The 15,702-nt window shown below is 71.0% G+C and carries 12 protein-coding genes and 1 pseudogene; 3 read left to right on the plus strand and 10 right to left on the minus strand.

What is annotated here, in order from left to right:
• Position 1: 1 nt before the first annotated feature.
• From ACIOMQ_RS10565 to ACIOMQ_RS10595, 7 genes are all read right to left on the minus strand, one after another.
• Positions 2-397: a nuclear transport factor 2 family protein gene (locus ACIOMQ_RS10565; RefSeq protein WP_362197833.1), complete on the minus strand. Its 396-nt coding sequence runs from the start codon at positions 395-397 to the stop codon at positions 2-4.
• On the minus strand, positions 394-954 hold the full coding sequence (locus ACIOMQ_RS10570) for a DUF1697 domain-containing protein (RefSeq protein ID WP_401936400.1): 561 nt from the start codon (positions 952-954) through the stop codon (positions 394-396). Before ACIOMQ_RS10570 ends, ACIOMQ_RS10565 begins: the two co-directional genes overlap by 4 nt.
• Positions 955-1,077: 123 nt before the next feature.
• Positions 1,078-2,280: a S8 family serine peptidase gene (locus ACIOMQ_RS10575; RefSeq protein ID WP_401755728.1), complete on the minus strand. Its 1,203-nt coding sequence runs from the start codon at positions 2,278-2,280 to the stop codon at positions 1,078-1,080.
• 428 nt (positions 2,281-2,708) lie between these two features.
• On the minus strand, positions 2,709-3,905 hold the full coding sequence (gene mgt, locus ACIOMQ_RS10580; protein WP_401263678.1) for a macrolide-inactivating glycosyltransferase: 1,197 nt from the start codon (positions 3,903-3,905) through the stop codon (positions 2,709-2,711).
• 52 nt (positions 3,906-3,957) lie between these two features.
• Positions 3,958-5,256 carry an ABC transporter substrate-binding protein gene (locus ACIOMQ_RS10585; RefSeq protein ID WP_401755722.1) on the minus strand — a complete coding sequence of 433 codons (1,299 nt, stop codon included), beginning with the start codon at positions 5,254-5,256 and terminating at the stop codon, positions 3,958-3,960.
• Positions 5,256-6,098 carry a carbohydrate ABC transporter permease gene (locus ACIOMQ_RS10590; RefSeq protein ID WP_362197848.1) on the minus strand — a complete coding sequence of 281 codons (843 nt, stop codon included), beginning with the start codon at positions 6,096-6,098 and terminating at the stop codon, positions 5,256-5,258. The genes ACIOMQ_RS10585 and ACIOMQ_RS10590 overlap by 1 nt, the downstream gene beginning before the upstream one ends.
• Positions 6,095-7,045, minus strand: coding sequence for a sugar ABC transporter permease (locus ACIOMQ_RS10595; RefSeq protein WP_362197851.1), 951 nt, complete (start codon positions 7,043-7,045; stop codon positions 6,095-6,097). Before ACIOMQ_RS10595 ends, ACIOMQ_RS10590 begins: the two co-directional genes overlap by 4 nt.
• A gap of 127 nt (positions 7,046-7,172) precedes the next feature.
• Here ACIOMQ_RS10595 and ACIOMQ_RS10600 point away from each other — a divergent pair, with 127 nt between their 5' ends.
• Positions 7,173-8,039 carry an aminoglycoside phosphotransferase family protein gene (locus ACIOMQ_RS10600; protein ID WP_362197854.1) on the plus strand — a complete coding sequence of 289 codons (867 nt, stop codon included), beginning with the start codon at positions 7,173-7,175 and terminating at the stop codon, positions 8,037-8,039.
• 303 nt (positions 8,040-8,342) lie between these two features.
• Here ACIOMQ_RS10600 and ACIOMQ_RS10605 read toward each other — a convergent pair whose 3' ends face one another.
• Together ACIOMQ_RS10605 and ACIOMQ_RS10610 are read right to left on the minus strand one after the other, a co-directional pair.
• Positions 8,343-9,071, minus strand: a complete 729-nt coding sequence (locus ACIOMQ_RS10605; protein WP_401755717.1) for a 3'-5' exonuclease — start codon at positions 9,069-9,071, stop codon at positions 8,343-8,345.
• A 93-nt stretch (positions 9,072-9,164) separates the two neighbouring features.
• The gene (locus ACIOMQ_RS10610; protein ID WP_362197860.1) at positions 9,165-10,397 is read right to left on the minus strand and encodes an SAV2148 family HEPN domain-containing protein; all 1,233 of its coding nucleotides are present in this window, start codon (positions 10,395-10,397) and stop codon (positions 9,165-9,167) included.
• Between the two features lie 358 nt (positions 10,398-10,755).
• Between ACIOMQ_RS10610 and glgX the strand changes: the two genes are divergently transcribed.
• Together glgX and treY are read left to right on the plus strand one after the other, a co-directional pair.
• Positions 10,756-12,930 carry a glycogen debranching protein GlgX gene (glgX, locus tag ACIOMQ_RS10615; RefSeq protein WP_362197863.1) on the plus strand — a complete coding sequence of 725 codons (2,175 nt, stop codon included), beginning with the start codon at positions 10,756-10,758 and terminating at the stop codon, positions 12,928-12,930.
• A 101-nt stretch (positions 12,931-13,031) separates the two neighbouring features.
• Positions 13,032-15,428, plus strand: coding sequence for a malto-oligosyltrehalose synthase (gene treY, locus ACIOMQ_RS10620; protein WP_402188597.1), 2,397 nt, complete (start codon positions 13,032-13,034; stop codon positions 15,426-15,428).
• On the opposite strand, the pseudogene ACIOMQ_RS10625 reads toward treY, so the two are convergent.
• Positions 15,388-15,702 (minus strand): annotated as a pseudogene (locus ACIOMQ_RS10625) (hypothetical protein); the annotation flags it as partial. The gene treY and the pseudogene ACIOMQ_RS10625 sit on opposite strands and share 41 nt — an antisense overlap.

The raw sequence follows: 15,702 nt of genomic DNA on the forward strand, positions 1-15,702 counted from the left end.
CTCAGCCTCCGTCGCCGGGACAGGGGCTCGTGTCGTGGGCGAAGGGTGTGGCCTGGTGGAAGTAGAGCAGCCAGTCCGTGCCGGTCAGTCGCCACAGCGAACTGCGGTGGGCGAGGTTCCCCTTCGTCTCGGTGTCGTAGGTGAGGTGGACGAGTTGGTCGTCCAGCTGGTCTCCGCGCATGCGGGACGCGGTGAGCGGACCGGGATGCGGGGCGTCGTCCCCGGTGAGCGAGGCGATCATCGTGTCACGGTCCCAGACCCGGCCGGAGGAGTCGATCTCGCGGTATTCGGGGTGCAGCACCTGGGAGAGGAGCTCGGCGGAGGCCCGGACCACCGGGTCCAGGAGGCGGAGCTCTCCTTCCACGGCCGCGGCCACTGCGGGGGACGGTTCGCTCATGTGCGGGCTCCGTCGTGTGCGGTCATCTCCACGAGCTTGGCCACGGTGTTCCAGTTGCGCGAGGTGGCCGTGACGCCCTTGGTGAGGGTGGGCCGGGACAGTGCCCCGGCGAGCTTGGAACGGCCCAGGCCGTCGGGTGCGTAGAGGTAGAGCGCGCGGTCGCCGAGCCGGAACGCCTCGGGGAGGTAGGCCGCCGGGTCGATCCGGGCGAAGCGTTCGGCGTCGACCGGCTGTCCGTAGTAGGTGACGTGCAGCTGCCTGCCTTCGAGTTCGGCGGCCGGGAAGGGACAGGCCGCCGCAACTGCCGCGAGGTAGGCGCCGTCCCGGACCAGGCAGGGGACGGGGAACCCGAACCGTTCCTCGATGGCCTGCTCCAGCTCGGCGGCGAGTGCGTTCTCGTCGTCCGACGCGCTGCTGAAGACGGCGTTGCCGCTCTGCAGGTGGGTTCGGACGCCGCCGTGGCCCAGTTCGGTGAGCAGTGTGCGGAGTTCGGCCATCGGAACCTTCTTGTGGCCGCTCACATTGATTCCGCGCAACAGCGCCGCGTACATCGTCATGGGCACACCATAGGACGGTCTCTTCACGCGGTGCGGCCGCCGCGCCCCGTGGGGGAGGGCGCGGCGGCCGCCGATTCCGTCGCGCCGGGCGTCCGCCGCCCGGTCACGTCTGCCGGCGAGCGGCTACTCGACGATCTTCAGCAGCTTGTTCGGCGTGCCCTCGGTCGCGTTGGAGATCGCGTCGGGGGTGGCACCGTCGGTCAGCGCCGTGGCGACCTCTTCCGGGGTGGCGTCCGGGTGTCCGGAGAGGTAGACGGCGGCGGCACCGACGACGTGCGGGGTCGCCATGGACGTACCGGAGATGGTGTTGGAGCCGTCGTCGCTGTCGTTCCAGGACGAGGTGATGTCCGAGCCGGGGGCGTAGATGTCCACGATCGAGCCGTAGTTGGAGAACGACGACTGCTCGTCGTCCACGGTGGACGAGGCGACCGTGATGGCCTCCGGGACGCGGGCCGGGGAGCTCTCGCTCGCGTCGGCGGAGTCGTTTCCGGCGGCCACCGCGAAGGTGACTCCGGAGGCGATGGCCTTCTGGACCGCGGAGTCGAGCGCCTCGTCCGCGCCGCCGCCGAGGCTCATGTTGGCGACGGAGGGGCCCTCGTGGTGCTCGGTGACCCAGTCGATACCGGCGACGACCTGCTCGGTGGTGCCCGAGCCGGAGTCGTCGAGGACCCGGACGGCGACGATCTTCGCCTTCTTGGCGACCCCGTAGGTCGCGCCGGCGATGGTGCCCGCCACGTGGGTGCCGTGGCCGTTGCCGTCGTCGGCGCTGTCGTCGTTGTCGACGGCGTCGTAGCCCGAGCTGGCCCGGCCCTCGAACTCGTTGTGCGTGGTGCGGACACCGGTGTCGATGACGTACGCGGTGACGCCCTCTCCGGCGCTGTCCGGGTAGGTGTACGCGTTGTCGCCGGCCGTCTCGGTCTGGTCGATCCGGTCCAGCCCCCAGGACGGCGGGTTGTCCTGGGTCGCGTCGATGTGGAACTTCTTGTTCTGGACGACCTTGGAGACGGCCGGGTCGGCCGCCAGGCGCTTGGCCTCGGTCAGCGAAAGACCGCTCGCGGAGAAGCCGTTGATGGCGGAGCTGTAGTTCCGCTTGAGCTTGCCGCCGTACTCCTTGGCGAGCTTCGCCTTGTCGGCCTTGTGGTCCAGCATCACGATGTAGCTGCCCGAGACGGCGTCCGCCGCGTCCGCACCGTAGACGGTGCCCATCGCGGGAGCGGGGGCGGCTCCGGCCAGGGAGCTGCCCATCAGGGTGACTCCGGCGGCTGCGGCCACCGCGGTTATTGCGGCGGTCAGCTTCATTCGGCGTGCGCGCTTGTGAATTGCCATGAAGAGGGGTCTCCTCGTCATTCTTTGTGGGGGGATTGGCCTCCGGCCGGAATATCTCCGGGGGTTGGCTCGAAACCCTCGCTGATTGACGCGCTCAGATCAAGACCTTCATGCAGCTGTGACTTACTCAACAAAGTTTCGTAATAAGAAACCGGCCAGCCGCTCCCAAGTCGGGCACGCCCGTCGCGACGTCCGCCCCAGGTACGGGCCCTGCCGCCCCCGCAGCGACGACCGGCATGGTTCGCAGACGGGAAGACGGAGTGGGGCGGCATCTCCGGGCGGGCGAGGAGTCGGCTTGATTCCACCCCCGCCCGCAACAGGGGAAGTTCACCCCCGATGGGACCGGCGGCCGCCAGCCGGGGAGTTCGGCCCTGACGCGACCTACGACCGACAGCCGGGAAGTTCGGCCCCGACGGGCCCGGCCGCCGTCAGCCGGGGAGTTCGGCCTCGATGAGGTCGGCCGCCCGCATCGTGCCGCCCTCCTCCGCCATCCGTTCCCGCACGGCCGCGGCCCGCTTCGCCACCTCGGGGTCCCCCACCAGCCCGAGCACGGCCGCGCGCAGCGACTCGGGGGTCGCCTCGGCCATCGGGAGATGGCGGGCGACGCCGAGCGCCTGGAGCATGTCGGCGTTGCCGAACTGGTCGACGGCCTGCGGTACGGCGACCATCGGGGTGGCGGTGGCGAGCCCCTCCTGACTGCCCCCGGCACCCGCGTGGGTGATGAAGGCGTCCGCCTGCTTCAGCACGGAGAGCTGCGGCACCCAGGAGTGCACCTCCACCTGGGCCGGTACGTGGCCGAGTTCGGCGGCGTCGACCCGGGCGCCGATCTGGAGCACGACGTGCCAGCCGGGCAGATCGCCGAAGGCCGTGACGCAGTCGCGGTAGAAACCGGGCTGGTCGGTGAAGGTCGAGCCGAGCGAGACCAGCAGCACCTTGTCCGCCTCGGCGGGACGCTGCCACTCCCCCTGATCCGCCCGGTCGCCCTGGCAGGCGCCGACAAAGGTGTGAACCGCCCTGTCGACGCGGTCGGCGTTCGGCTGGAGCACCTCGGGGATCAGGACGATCGACCGCGGCGGCCGGCCGACGAACGGGTCCGGGTGCTGATCGATCCCGTTCGAGGTGAGCCACGCCTGGAAGCGCCGGTAGTACGCCCGCCCGCGCTCGGACCGCTTCAGCTCGGCGGTCATCGGCTCGCCGACCTCCTCCTCGTATCCGTCCCAGGCGACCAGGTTGGGCGAGAGGGAGACGGCGGGAACGTCCCAGCGGTGGGCGAGGACCCGCGCCGGGTAGGAGGTGATGTCGTGCAGGACGAGGTCGGGCTCGTCCCCGTCGAAGGCTCTGATCAGCTGGGGCAGGGCCTGCACGGCGTCGTCGAGGAAGGGTTCGAGGTTGTCGATCAGTTCGGTGCCCCAGGCGTCCGGGGTCTCTTCGGTCGGCAGTACCGAGGTGTAGAGCACCGGTTCGGCGCCGGTGGCGGCGACCTTCTCGGCGAAGGACGCCGGGATGGCGTAACTGACGCGGTGCCCACGGGCGACGAGCTCCCGGACGACTTCCAGGCTCGGGTTCACGTGACCGTGGGCGGCGATGGAGAACATGGCGATATGGGCGCGCGCGGCATTCGGCATGCCCACACCCTAAGCGAGACGAGACGTCTCGTCTATTTTATTTTCGGGCACCTCAGCGCTGATAGCGGGCCAGCACCCGGTTCCCGTCGTCCACCAGACGTCTCCTCAGCTCGTCCGCGCCGATCGCCCCGCTGTAGTACTCCTGGAGGGCGGGCGTGGCGACCTTGTCCTTCCATTCCGGATAGCCGCGGACCGACTGGGCGGGCGCGGGCCGGAGCCCCTTCGCGACCGCTGCGCCGGTCGACCAGCCGTCCTTGTCGGTGTGCAGTGCCGGGTCCGCGAGGGCCGTGGTGCCGGTCGGGAGCATCCAGTCCCCCTTGGCGAGGCGCACCATGTTCCGCGGGTGCAGCAGGAAGTCGATGAACTGTGCGGCTTCCTTCTTGTGCGGGCTGGCCTCCGAGACGGAGAGGGTCTGCGGGCTCACCCCCTGGGCGAGTCCTCCGCTGCCCGCGGGGGCGGGCAGCACCGTCCACTCGAAGCCCTCGGGGGCCTGCTCGACGACCTGCTGGCGGTACGAGAAGCCGAGCGGAACCATCGCGTACTTGCCGCCGAAGAACCCAGGGAGGGTGTCGGAGCCGCCCATGCCGAGCGCGGCGGGGGCGGCGCTGTGGTCGGTGCCGACCTGGTCGTGGATGATGCCGAGGACGACCTGGTCGCCCTCGCCCGCGCGCAGGGTCACCCGGCCGTCGGCGCCGCGGTGGAAGAGCCGGCCGCCGGCGGAGAGCCCGAGGTTGAGGGTGACGGAGACCGGCTCCTTGAGCGGCCAGGCCACGCCGTATCTCCCCCTGCCCGTCAGCTCCTTGGCGACCTGCCGGAATTCGGTCCAGCTCCAGGGGCTGCCGGGGGTCGGGATGCGGACCCCCGACTCCTTGAGGATCTTGGTGTTGGCGAGCAGGACGCGGGGCTCCTGGAGGAACGGCACTCCGTAGACGCCGTCGCCGAAGGTGGTGGTCTGCCAGCTCTGTTGCGGGATGTCGGCGCTCAGCCGGTCCGGAAGGAGCGTCCGCAGGTCGGCGAGGTAGCCGCCGTACGCGAAGTCGGCGAGGTCGTCGGAGGCGTCATGGATGACGTCCGGCGCCTCGTCGCCCTCGAAGGAGGTGAGGAGCTGGTCGTGCACGGTGTCCCAGCTCCCCTGCACATACGTGACATGGATGCCGGGGTGGGTTTCGTTCCACTCCTTCACCAGCTGCTTGTTGGCGTCGACGGACTCCTTCTGCCAGGCCAGCGACTGGAAGCTGAGCTCGATCCGCCCGCCGTCGCCCCTTCCGCTCTCCGTCCCCGTGCAGCCGGTGAGCAGCAGGGCCAGCGCGGTGGCCGCGGCGGCGGCCGCCCTCCGTACCGGTGCGCGCATCAGCTCTTCACCGCCCCGGCCAGCATGGAGCCGGTGATCCGCCGCTGGATGAGCGCGAAGACCACCAGTGAGGGAAGGGTCGCGAGGAACGCGGCGGCGGCGAGCGGTCCGAGATCGGCCGCGCCCTCCGCGCCGAGGAAGTGGGTCAGCACGACCGGCAGGGTCTGCTTGTCCGGTGTCTTGAGCAGGACGAGCGCGAAGAAGAACTCGTTCCAAGCGGTGATGAAGGCGAAGAGCGCGGTGGCGACGATGCCGGGTGCCAGCAGCGGTGCGGTGACCGAGACGAGCGTCCGCAGCCGGCCCGCGCCGTCGACCGAGGCGGCCTCTTCGAGCTCGGCGGGCACGGCCCGTACGTACCCGGTCAGCATCCACAGCGCGAACGGCAGCGCCCAGACCACATACACCATGCCCAGCCCCCACAGGGTGTTGATCAGATGGAGGTTCTTCAGGATCAGGAAGAGCGGGATGATCAGCAGGACGAACGGGAACGCCTGGCTGACCACGACCCAGCCGGTGGTGGCCGTCGAGAGCCTGGAGCGGTGGCGGGCCGTCACATACGCCATGGGCGTGGCGACGAGCACCGCGACGACGGCGGCGCAGGCCGCGACGGTCAGCGAATGGGCGGCGGCCTGCACCAGCGGCTGTTCGTCGAACGCCGCGCGGAAGTTGTCCAGTGTCGGATGCTCGGGGATCCAGGTCGGGTGCAGGGAGCCCAGTTCGCGCGCCGGTTTGAAGGCGGTGGAGATCAGCCACAGGAACGGGAACGCCAGAAAGACGAGATAGCCGAGCAGGGCGGCATACTGTCCGGCGCGCGCGGATCTGCTGGTGCGCAGGCTGCTCACCGGTCCTCCCCTCCCCGGAGCCGGCCGACGAGATGCACCGCGAGGAGCACGGAGATCACCGCGACCATCACACAGCCCATCGCCGCGGCGTAGCCGAACTGTCCGTAACGGAAGGCCTCTTCGTAGGCGAAGAGCATCGGCAGCCGGGTGCGGCCGCCCGGTCCGCCGTTGGTCAGTACGTAGACCAGGGCGAAGGAGTTGAAGTTCCAGATGAAGTTGAGCGCGGTGATGGAGAGCGCGACCGGCCTGAGCGCGGGCCAGGTGACGGTACGGAAGCGGCGCCAGGCGCCCGCTCCGTCGAGCGCGGCGGCCTCGTGGAGTTCGTGCGGGGTGCTCTGCAGTCCGGCCAGCAGGGCGACGGTGGTCTGGGGCATACCGGCCCAGACGCCCACGACGATCACGGCGGGCAGGGCGGTGGCGAGCCCGGTGAGCCAGGCCCGGCCGTCACCGAGGCCGAGGTCGCGGATGGTCTCGTTGAGGACGCCCGCGTCCGGGTTGTAGACGAGCCGCCACATGATGCCGACGACCACTTCGGGCATCGCCCACGGAATGATCGCCAGCGCCCGTGCCAGCCAGCGCATCCGCAGATTCTGGTTGAGCAGCAGGGCGAGACCGAGCGCCAGCACGAACTGCGGCGCGGTGACGCCGACGGCCCACAGCAGGCCGATCCGGAACGACTCCCAGAAGAGGGTGTCGTGGAGCAGGTCCTGGAAATTCAGCCCGCCCACCCACTGGGTGGAGCGGGTGCGGCCGGACTGGGCGTCGGTGAAGGCCAGGGCGATGCCGTAGAGGAGCGGGCCGACGCTGAGGATCAGGATCGGGATCAGCGCCGGCAGCACCAGGAACCAGGTGCCGGCGTTCCGGCCGGCCGGCCGGTTCTGCTTCTCGTGCGGGCCACCGGGCGGACTGTGTGTCCCGGATCGTACGGTCGCACTCGCTAATGTCATAGATGCGCCCCCTTCGCGTCATTCGATCGGTTTCATACCGTTCTGGCCGCTCAGGTTGGCCCTCGTCATCGTGCTGACGGGCCATCTGTTCGTCAAGCCAACCTGCATGGATGCGAAAATCGGAGCCATGAATGAGAAGCGTGCGCGCGAGGTGCTGACCGCTGCCGGACTGTCCGGCGGCGCGGAGCTGCTCGCGCTGGGTGAGAACGCGGTGTTCGCCGTGGACGACCTGGTGGTCAAGGTCGGCCGGGACGCCGTGCGGAACCCGGAACTGCGGGACCGGGCCGAACGCGAGGTGGCCGTCGCCGAATGGCTGGCCGCCTCCGGTGTCCCCGCCGTACGGGCCGCGGAGCCCGGGGCGCGGCTGGTGGAGGGCCACCCGGTGACGCTCTGGCACCGGCTGCCCGCCGCCGTGCGCCCTGCCGAGCCGCAGGATCTGGCACGGCTGCTCACCCTGGTCCACGCGCTGCCCGCCCCGGACGGATTCACCCTTCCGCGCCGTGAGCTGCTGGGCGGCGTCGAGCGCTGGCTGCGGCTCGCGGGCGATGCGATCGACCCGGCCGACGCGGCCTATCTGCGCGAGCGCCGCGACGGCTTCGCGGCGGCCGCGGCCGCACTGGTCCCCCATCTGCCGCCCGGCCCGATCCATGGCGACGCCCTCCCCCGCAACGTCCACATCGGCCCGGACGGACCGGTGCTGGTCGATCTGGAAACCTTCTCCGCCGATCTGCGCGAACACGATCTGGTGGTGCTCGCGCTGTCCCGGGACCGGTACGGGCTGGCCGCCGAGGCGTACGACGCCTTCACCGCCGTGTACGGCTGGGACGTCCGCGAATGGGACGGCTGCGCGGTACTGCGCGGGGCTCGGGAGACGGCCAGCTGTGCCTGGGTCTCCCAGCACGCGCCGACCAATCCGAAGGCGCTCGCGGAGTTCCGCCGCCGGGTGGCGTCCCTGCGCGACGCTGACGCGGCGGTGCGGTGGTATCCGTTCTAGAACGCGGACGGCCGGGTCCGGTACGCGGATGGTTGGGTCCGGTACGCGGACGCCCGGCGCCGCTCGGTGACCACCGCTCCGGCCTCGCACACCGGGCAAGCTCGAACGACGCCCTCGACCACCGGACGAGCTCGAACGACGCCCTCCATCGCCGGACAGGCTCGAACGACGTCCTCGACCACCACACGGGCTCGGTTCTCGCGCAGGCCGGACCGGCTCTCCGGCGTTTTCCCGCTCCGGGCGGGCACGGGATCCACGCACACCGGACGGAGCAGGTTTCCCTCCGCCGGGCCGGCTGATTCCTCAGCCGGTGACCCGGGCCGGCTCCCGCACCGGCCAGTGGCCGTCGATCACCGCGTCCGCCGTGCCCTTGCGGCGCAGGAACTGCTGGAAGTCGGCCGCCCAATGGGCGTACCACTCCACCTGGCGCTCGTGCAGTTCGGCGGCGGTCAGCTCGGCCACCGAGCCGTGCCGCTCGGCTATCGCGTACGCCACCCGGACCGCGGCCAGTGCGTCCGCCGCCGCGTCATGGGCGCCGCCGTGCACCACGCCGTACTCGACGCAGACCGCTTCGAGGGTGCGCTTGCCCTTGCGGTAGCGGTCGACGGCCCGGTCGATGGTGTACGGGTCGACGACCGGCCCGATCCCCGCCCCGTCGAGCCGGTCGCTCAGCGACGGCAGCCCGTGCCGCCGCAACTCCGCCGTCAGCAGCGTCAGATCGAAGGCCGCGTTGTACGCGACGACGGGCACGCCGCGGCGCCAGTACTCCGTGAGTGTCCCGGCGATCTCGTCGGCCACCTCGCGCACCGGCCGGCCCTCCGCCGCCGCCCGCTCGCTGCTGATGCCGTGGATCGCCGAGGCCTGCGCGGGGATCCGGATGCCCGGATCCGCCAGCCAGGTCTCCTGCCGCACCGGCTCCCCGTCCCTGCCGCCGACGCCGACGACCGCGGCTGTCACGATCCTGGCCTCCAGCGGTTCCGTGCCCGTCGTCTCCAGGTCGAAGCCGACCAGCGCCTCCCGGTGCCAGCTCATCCCGTACCTCCTTCGTGGTGCTCTCCCCCAGGTGATGACCACCCTCGCACGCACCACTGACAACGGACGGACAGCCCCTCAGGAAGCAGCCCCTCAGGAAACGGGCCGGGAGTCCGTCCACACGGACTCGAATTCCTCGCGGTACGTCTCGAACAGCCCGCGCTCGTTGTCCTGCCCCGCCCGGACCACCGCGCGCCCGCCGCCCCGCAGCACCAGCACGGGCGCCTCCATGCCGCGTGCGCGCCGCAGATACGTCTGGACGACCCCGACCGCGTCCGTCCCGTCACCGTCCACCAGATAGGCCGTGAAGCGCGGCGTCTCGTCGAAGACGTGGATCTCGAACGCGCCCGGGTCACGGAGCTTGGAGCGGACCCGGCGCATGTGGAGGATGTTCATCTCCACCGACCGGCTCAGCTCGCCCTTCTTGAGGCCCAGCTCCCGCTCGCGGCGCTTGACCGCGCTGCTCGCCGGGTTGATGAAGAGCAGCCGGACCCGGCAGCCCGACTCGGCGAGCCGGATCAGCCTGCGGCCGGAGAAGTTCTGCACCAGCAGATTGAGCCCTATGCCGATCGCGTCGAGCCGGCGCGAACCGCCGAAGAGGTCCTCGGCGGGCAGCTGGCGCTGGAGCCGCACCCGGTCGGAGTGGACGGAGACCACATCCGCGTAGCGGTCGCCGACCAGCTCCTCGACGGCGTCGACCGGGAGCCGGTCGGCCGAGGGGACCGCCGCGCCGTTGCCCAGAATCTCCAGGAGCCGGGCCGAGGCGCGCTCGGCCTGGGCGAGGACCGCCTCGTTCAGTGCCCGGTTGCGGGAGACGACATTGCGGGCGACCTCCAGTTCGTCGAGCGCCAGCTCGACCTCGCGCCGGTCGTCGAAGTACGCCTCGAAGCACGGCCAGTGCTGGACCATCAGCTCGCGCAGCTGCGGCAGCGTGAGGAAGCTGAGCACATTGTCGTCGGCCGGATCCAGCAGATAGCCCTTGCGGCGGGAGACCTCGCGTACCGCGACGGCGCGCTGCACCCACTCCTGCCCGGCGGGCCCCGCGGCGGCCACCACCCAGTCCTCGCCGTGGACCGGCTCATAGATGGGCCGGAGCACCGCGGCGACCACGGCACGCAGCCGCTGCTCCACGAGATTCAGCCAGATGTAGGCACGCCCGGCCCGCTGGGCGCGCGTACGCACCTCGCTCCAGGCGTCCGCCCCCCAGTCCAGCTCCGCGCCGATCTCCATGGGCCGCGCAAGTGAGACCGCCCCGGGCGGGGCATCGGTGGATTCCCCCTCGTGACCTGTGTCACCTGGAGGCAGCTCGAACCCTCCCGAGCTCACCTGCGCACCGCCTTCCACTCCCCCACCAACGATCAAGGAAGGGTACTCCGCGAGCGGGATCCGGTGCAGCCGGATGAGCAGGCTGCTTCGTCAACTCCCCTGTGACGTAGGTATGTTCCCATGGGCAAGATCTGCCGTAGTGAGCGGATTCATAGTGATTGAGCCCCCTGTCCGGGGCTCCGTACCGGGCATGCGACCGGCTCAGGCCGCCGGATTCCTATTCCGGGCGACACGGAGAGGCCCGATGTTGACCGGACCGCGCGACGTCCTAGGTAGCCGCACCTCTTTCGGGGAAGATCTGGCTCAAGCAGCCCGCAAGCCCCCAGACACCCGGATCAGAAGTGGAAGAGTCGAACCTATGCAGGTCTGGCCGGGACAGGCGTATCCCCTCGGTGCCACGTACGACGGCGCCGGGACCAACTTCGCGGTCTTCTCGGAGGCCGCCAACCGAATCGAGTTGTGCCTGCTGCACGACGACGGTTCCGAGACGGCGGTGGAACTCAGGGAGACCGACGCGTTCGTCCGCCATGCCTACCTGCCCGGGGTGATGCCCGGTCAGCGGTACGGATTCAGGGTCCACGGTCCCTGCGAACCGGAGCGCGGTGTCCGCTGCAATTCGGCCAAACTCCTGCTCGATCCGTACGCCAGGGCCGTCGCGGGGCAGATCCGGTGGGGCGAGGCGGTGTACGGCTATCCGTTCGGGCGGCCCGACGCGCGCAACGATCTCGACTCGGCGCCGCACACCATGACCTCCGTCGTGGTCAACCCGTACTTCGACTGGGGCGACGACCGCAGGCCCCGTACGGACTACCACCGCACGGTGATCTACGAGGCCCATGTGAAGGGCCTGACGATGCTCCATCCGGCGCTGCCGAAGGAGCTGCGCGGCACGTACGCGGGGCTGGCCCATCCCGAGGTGATCGCCCATTTGACGGAACTGGGTGTCACGGCGATCGAATTGATGCCGGTGCACCAGTTCGTGCAGGACCACCGGCTGGTGGACGCGGGGCTGGCCAATTACTGGGGTTACAACACCATCGGTTTCTTCGCCCCGCACAACGCGTACGCCTCCTGGGGCGACCGCGGTGAACAGGTGCTGGAGTTCAAGCAGGCTGTGCGGGCGCTGCACCAGGCGGGCATCGAGGTGATCCTCGACGTGGTCTACAACCACACCGCGGAGGGCAACCACCTGGGTCCGACGCTCTCCTTCCGGGGCCTGGACAATGCCTCGTACTACCGGCTCGCGGACGACCAGCGGTACTACATGGACACCACGGGGACCGGGAACTCCCTGCTGATGCGGTCGCCGCACGTGCTCCAGCTGATCATGGACTCCTTGCGGTACTGGGTCACGGACATGCACGTGGACGGCTTCCGCTTCGATCTGGCGGCCACTCTGGCCCGGCAGTTCCACGAGGTCGACCGGCTTTCGTCGTTCTTCGACCTGGTGCAGCAGGACCCGGTGGTCAGCCAGGTGAAGCTGATCGCCGAACCGTGGGACGTGGGCGAGGGCGGCTACCAGGTGGGGAACTTCCCGCCGCTGTGGACCGAGTGGAATGGCAAGTACCGGGACACCGTGCGGGATCTGTGGCGGGGCGAGCCGAGGACCCTCGCCGAGTTCGCCGGGCGGCTGACCGGGTCCTCGGACCTGTACCAGGACGACGGGCGGCGGCCGCTCGCCTCGATCAACTTCACCACCTGCCACGACGGATTTACCCTGCACGACCTGGTCTCGTACAACGACAAGCACAACGAGGCGAACGGCGAGGGCAACCGGGACGGCGAGAGCCACAACCGGTCCTGGAACTGCGGTGCGGAGGGCGAGACCGACCAGCCGGAGGTGCTGGAGCTGCGGATGCGGCAGATGCGGAATTTCATCGCCACGCTGATGGTGTCGCAGGGTGTGCCGATGCTGAGCCACGGAGACGAGTTCGCGCGCACGCAGCGGGGCAACAACAACGCGTACTGCCAGGACAGCGAGTTGTCGTGGGTGCACTGGCCCGACCCCGCCGAGCCCGCGGCGCACGGCGCGGACGACACGGACGAGGACGCTCCGGCCGAGGGGGACGGTCTGGGCAGCAGCCTGCTGGAGTTCACCCGGGCGATGGTCTGGCTCCGCCGTGACCATCCGGTCTTCCGCCGCCGCCGGTTCTTCCACGGGCGGCCGGTCGAGGGCACGCACGACGAGCTCTCGGACATCGCGTGGTTCACACCCGAGGGCCGCGAGATGACGCAGCGGGACTGGCAGGCCGCGCATGCCAAGGCGCTGACGGTCTTCCTCAACGGCCACGCGATCTCCGAACCGGGGCCGCGCGGCGAGCGGATCTCCGACGACTCGTTCCTGCTGATGTTCAACGCGAGCGCCGAGACGCTGGAGTTCTCCGTTCCGGTGAACCACGGGCGGCACTGGCTGGTGGTGGTCGACACGGCCCGCCCCGCCGGGGTCCTGCCCGGCTCCGGGCCGAAGGTGTCGGCAGGCGAACGGGTGACACTGGTCGGGCGGAGCATGGCGGTGCTGCAGCGGCCCGCGTAGCTCCCGGCCGACGGCCGGACCGACGGGCGACGACACCGCCGGTCGAGCCCTTTGCGGCGTTCCGTGACACAGAAGGCCGCGGGCTGGGTACGTAACGGCGCATGACGCCCACCGCCACCTACCGGCTCCAGCTCCAGCCGGACTTCCCGTTCTCGGCCGCCGCGCACGCCGTGCCGTATCTCGCCGGGCTCGGCGTCTCCCATCTGCATCTGTCCCCGGTCCTCGAAGCCGTTCCCGGCTCCAGACACGGGTACGACGTCGTCGACCACGGCCGGGTACGCGCCGAACTCGGCGGGGAGGAGGGACTGCGGGAGCTGGCCCGTACGGCGCGTGAGCACGGGCTCGGGCTGGTCGTGGACATCGTGCCGAACCACATGGCCGCCGTCCCCCGCCTCAACCGCGCGCTGTGGGAGGTGCTGCGCGAGGGCGCCGAGTCCCCGTACGCCCGCTGGTTCGACATCGACTGGGCGGCGGGCGGCGGCAAGGTGCTGCTGCCGGTGCTCGCCGGGCCGGTCGGCGACGAGATCGGCAGGCTCCGGGTCGACGGGGAGGTGCTGCGCCACGGCGAGCAGGAGTTCCCGCTCCGGGCGGGCACCGCACACCTGCCCGTGCCCGAACTGCTGGATGCCCAGCACTACCGGCTCGGCTGGTGGCGGCTGGCGCGTACGGAGCTGAACTACCGCCGGTTCTTCACCATCTCCGAGCTCATCGGGGTGCGGGTGGAGGACCCGGAGGTCTTCGCCGCCACCCACGGCAAGATCCTCGAACTGGTCCGGGACGGGGTCGTCGACGGGCTGCGCGTCGACCACCCCGACGGGCTCGCCGATCCCGCGGCCTATCTGGAGCGGCTCTCGGCGGCGGCCGGCGGGCGGTGGACGGTGGTGGAGAAGATCCTCACCGGTGCCGAACCCCTGCCCGCGGACTGGGCCGTCGCGGGGACGACCGGGTACGACGCGCTGCACCGGATCGACGGCCTCTTCGTCGATCCGATGGGCGCGGCGGAGCTGATCGGCCGTTACCGGGAGTACGCGGGACCGGCCGGGGACCGCGGCGGTGACTGGACGTCGACCGTCCGCCGGGCCGCGTACCGGGTGGTGACGCATGAGCTGGCCGCCGAGACCGCGCTGCTGACCCGGCTCGCCGTACGCATCTGCGCCGGGGACCCCGCGCTGCGCGACCACGCCCCGTGGGCGCTGCACGCCGCCGTGCGCGAACTGCTCGTGCGCGTGCCCGTCTACCGCCCGTATGCGACGGCCGGCGCCCCCTGCACGGAGGCGGCCCGGGAGACACTCCCCGACGCGGTCGTACGGGACGCGAAGGCGGCGTTCTCCGTTCCGGAGGAGGCGTCGGCCGTGGATGTGGTGCGGGACCTGGCACTGGGGCGGCTGGGCGGGGGGCCCGACCGGGCCGCGTTCTGCACCCGGTTCGCCCAGACGGCGTCGGCGTCGCGCGCCAAGTCGGTCGAGGACATGGCGTTCTACCGGTACGTTCCGCTGATCTCGGCGAACGAGGTCGGCGGCGATCCCGGGCATCCGGCGGTGACACCGGACGAGTTCCACGCGTTCTGCACCCGGCTGGCGCGCGACTGGCCTGCCGCGGGCACGGCACTGACCACCCACGACACCAAGCGGAGCGCCGATGTACGGGCCCGCATCGCGGTGCTGACGGAGTGTCCGGAGCAGTGGTCCTGGCTGCTGGTGGAGCTGGAGCGGGTGACTCCCGCGACCGCGCCCGACGCGCAGCTGGCCTGGCACGCCTGGCAGACGGCCTACGGCTGCGCGGAGCTGCCGCCCCGGGAGATGGCGGCGCGGCTGGAGCCCGCGCTGCTGAAGGCGGTCCGCGAGGCGGGGCTCAGCACGAGCTGGACCGAGCCGGATCCGTCGTACGAGCGGGCGGTGACGGACTTCGTCGCCGCGGGACCGGCCGCGAGCAGCGGTCCGGTGCGCGAGGCGCTGGAACGGTTCGCGGGCACGCTCGGCCGGTACGTACGGGCCAATGTGCTCGGTGCGGCGCTGGTGCAGCTGACCATGCCGGGTGTGCCGGATCTGTATCAGGGCACGGAACGGGAGTACGTGGCACTGGTCGACCCGGACAACCGGAGGCCGTTTCGCCACGCACCCGAGAACGGGGCTTCCGGCGAGAAGGGCGAGCTCACGGCGGTGGCGTTGCGGCTGCGGCGCGAACGGCCCGAGGTGTTCGGCGAGTCGGGTACGTACACCCCGCTGAGCGCCCGTGGTCCGGCGGCAGCGCACTGTCTGGCCTTCTGCCGCTCGGGCGAGGTGGTGACCGCGGTGACCAGGCTGTCGCTGCGGCTGGCGGAGTCGGGCGGTTGGCGCGGGACGGAGCTGGCGTTGCCGGACGACGGGCCGTGGACCGATCTGCTGGCGCCCGGCCGGAAGTTCACCGGGGCCACGGTCGCGATGGCCGAACTGTTCGCCGAGAGGCCGGTGGCGCTGCTCAGCCGGGTCGGACGAGAAGGGCCCGCGGCCCGCGCGTGAGCAGCCCGGTGCCGGTGCGGGGCGGCCGGGGCACGTACGGGCGGGCGGGCAGACCGGGCGCGGAACCGGCGGGCAGCCGGCGGCAGAACTCCTCGACGAGGTCGGCCTGTCGGCGGCCTGCGATACGGCGTGCCAGCACGTAGGCGGTCCGCTGGATCCGCTCGGCCATGTGCCGTGGCACCGATCCGGGGCCGGTCATGTGATGTGGCACCGATCCGGGGTTGGACATGTGACGTGGCACCGGCCCGGCATCGGACATGTGACGTGGCACCGG

It is taken from the genome of Streptomyces sp. NPDC087845 (assembly GCF_044742755.1).
In the GTDB taxonomy this organism is placed as follows: Bacteria; Actinomycetota; Actinomycetes; order Streptomycetales; family Streptomycetaceae; genus Streptomyces.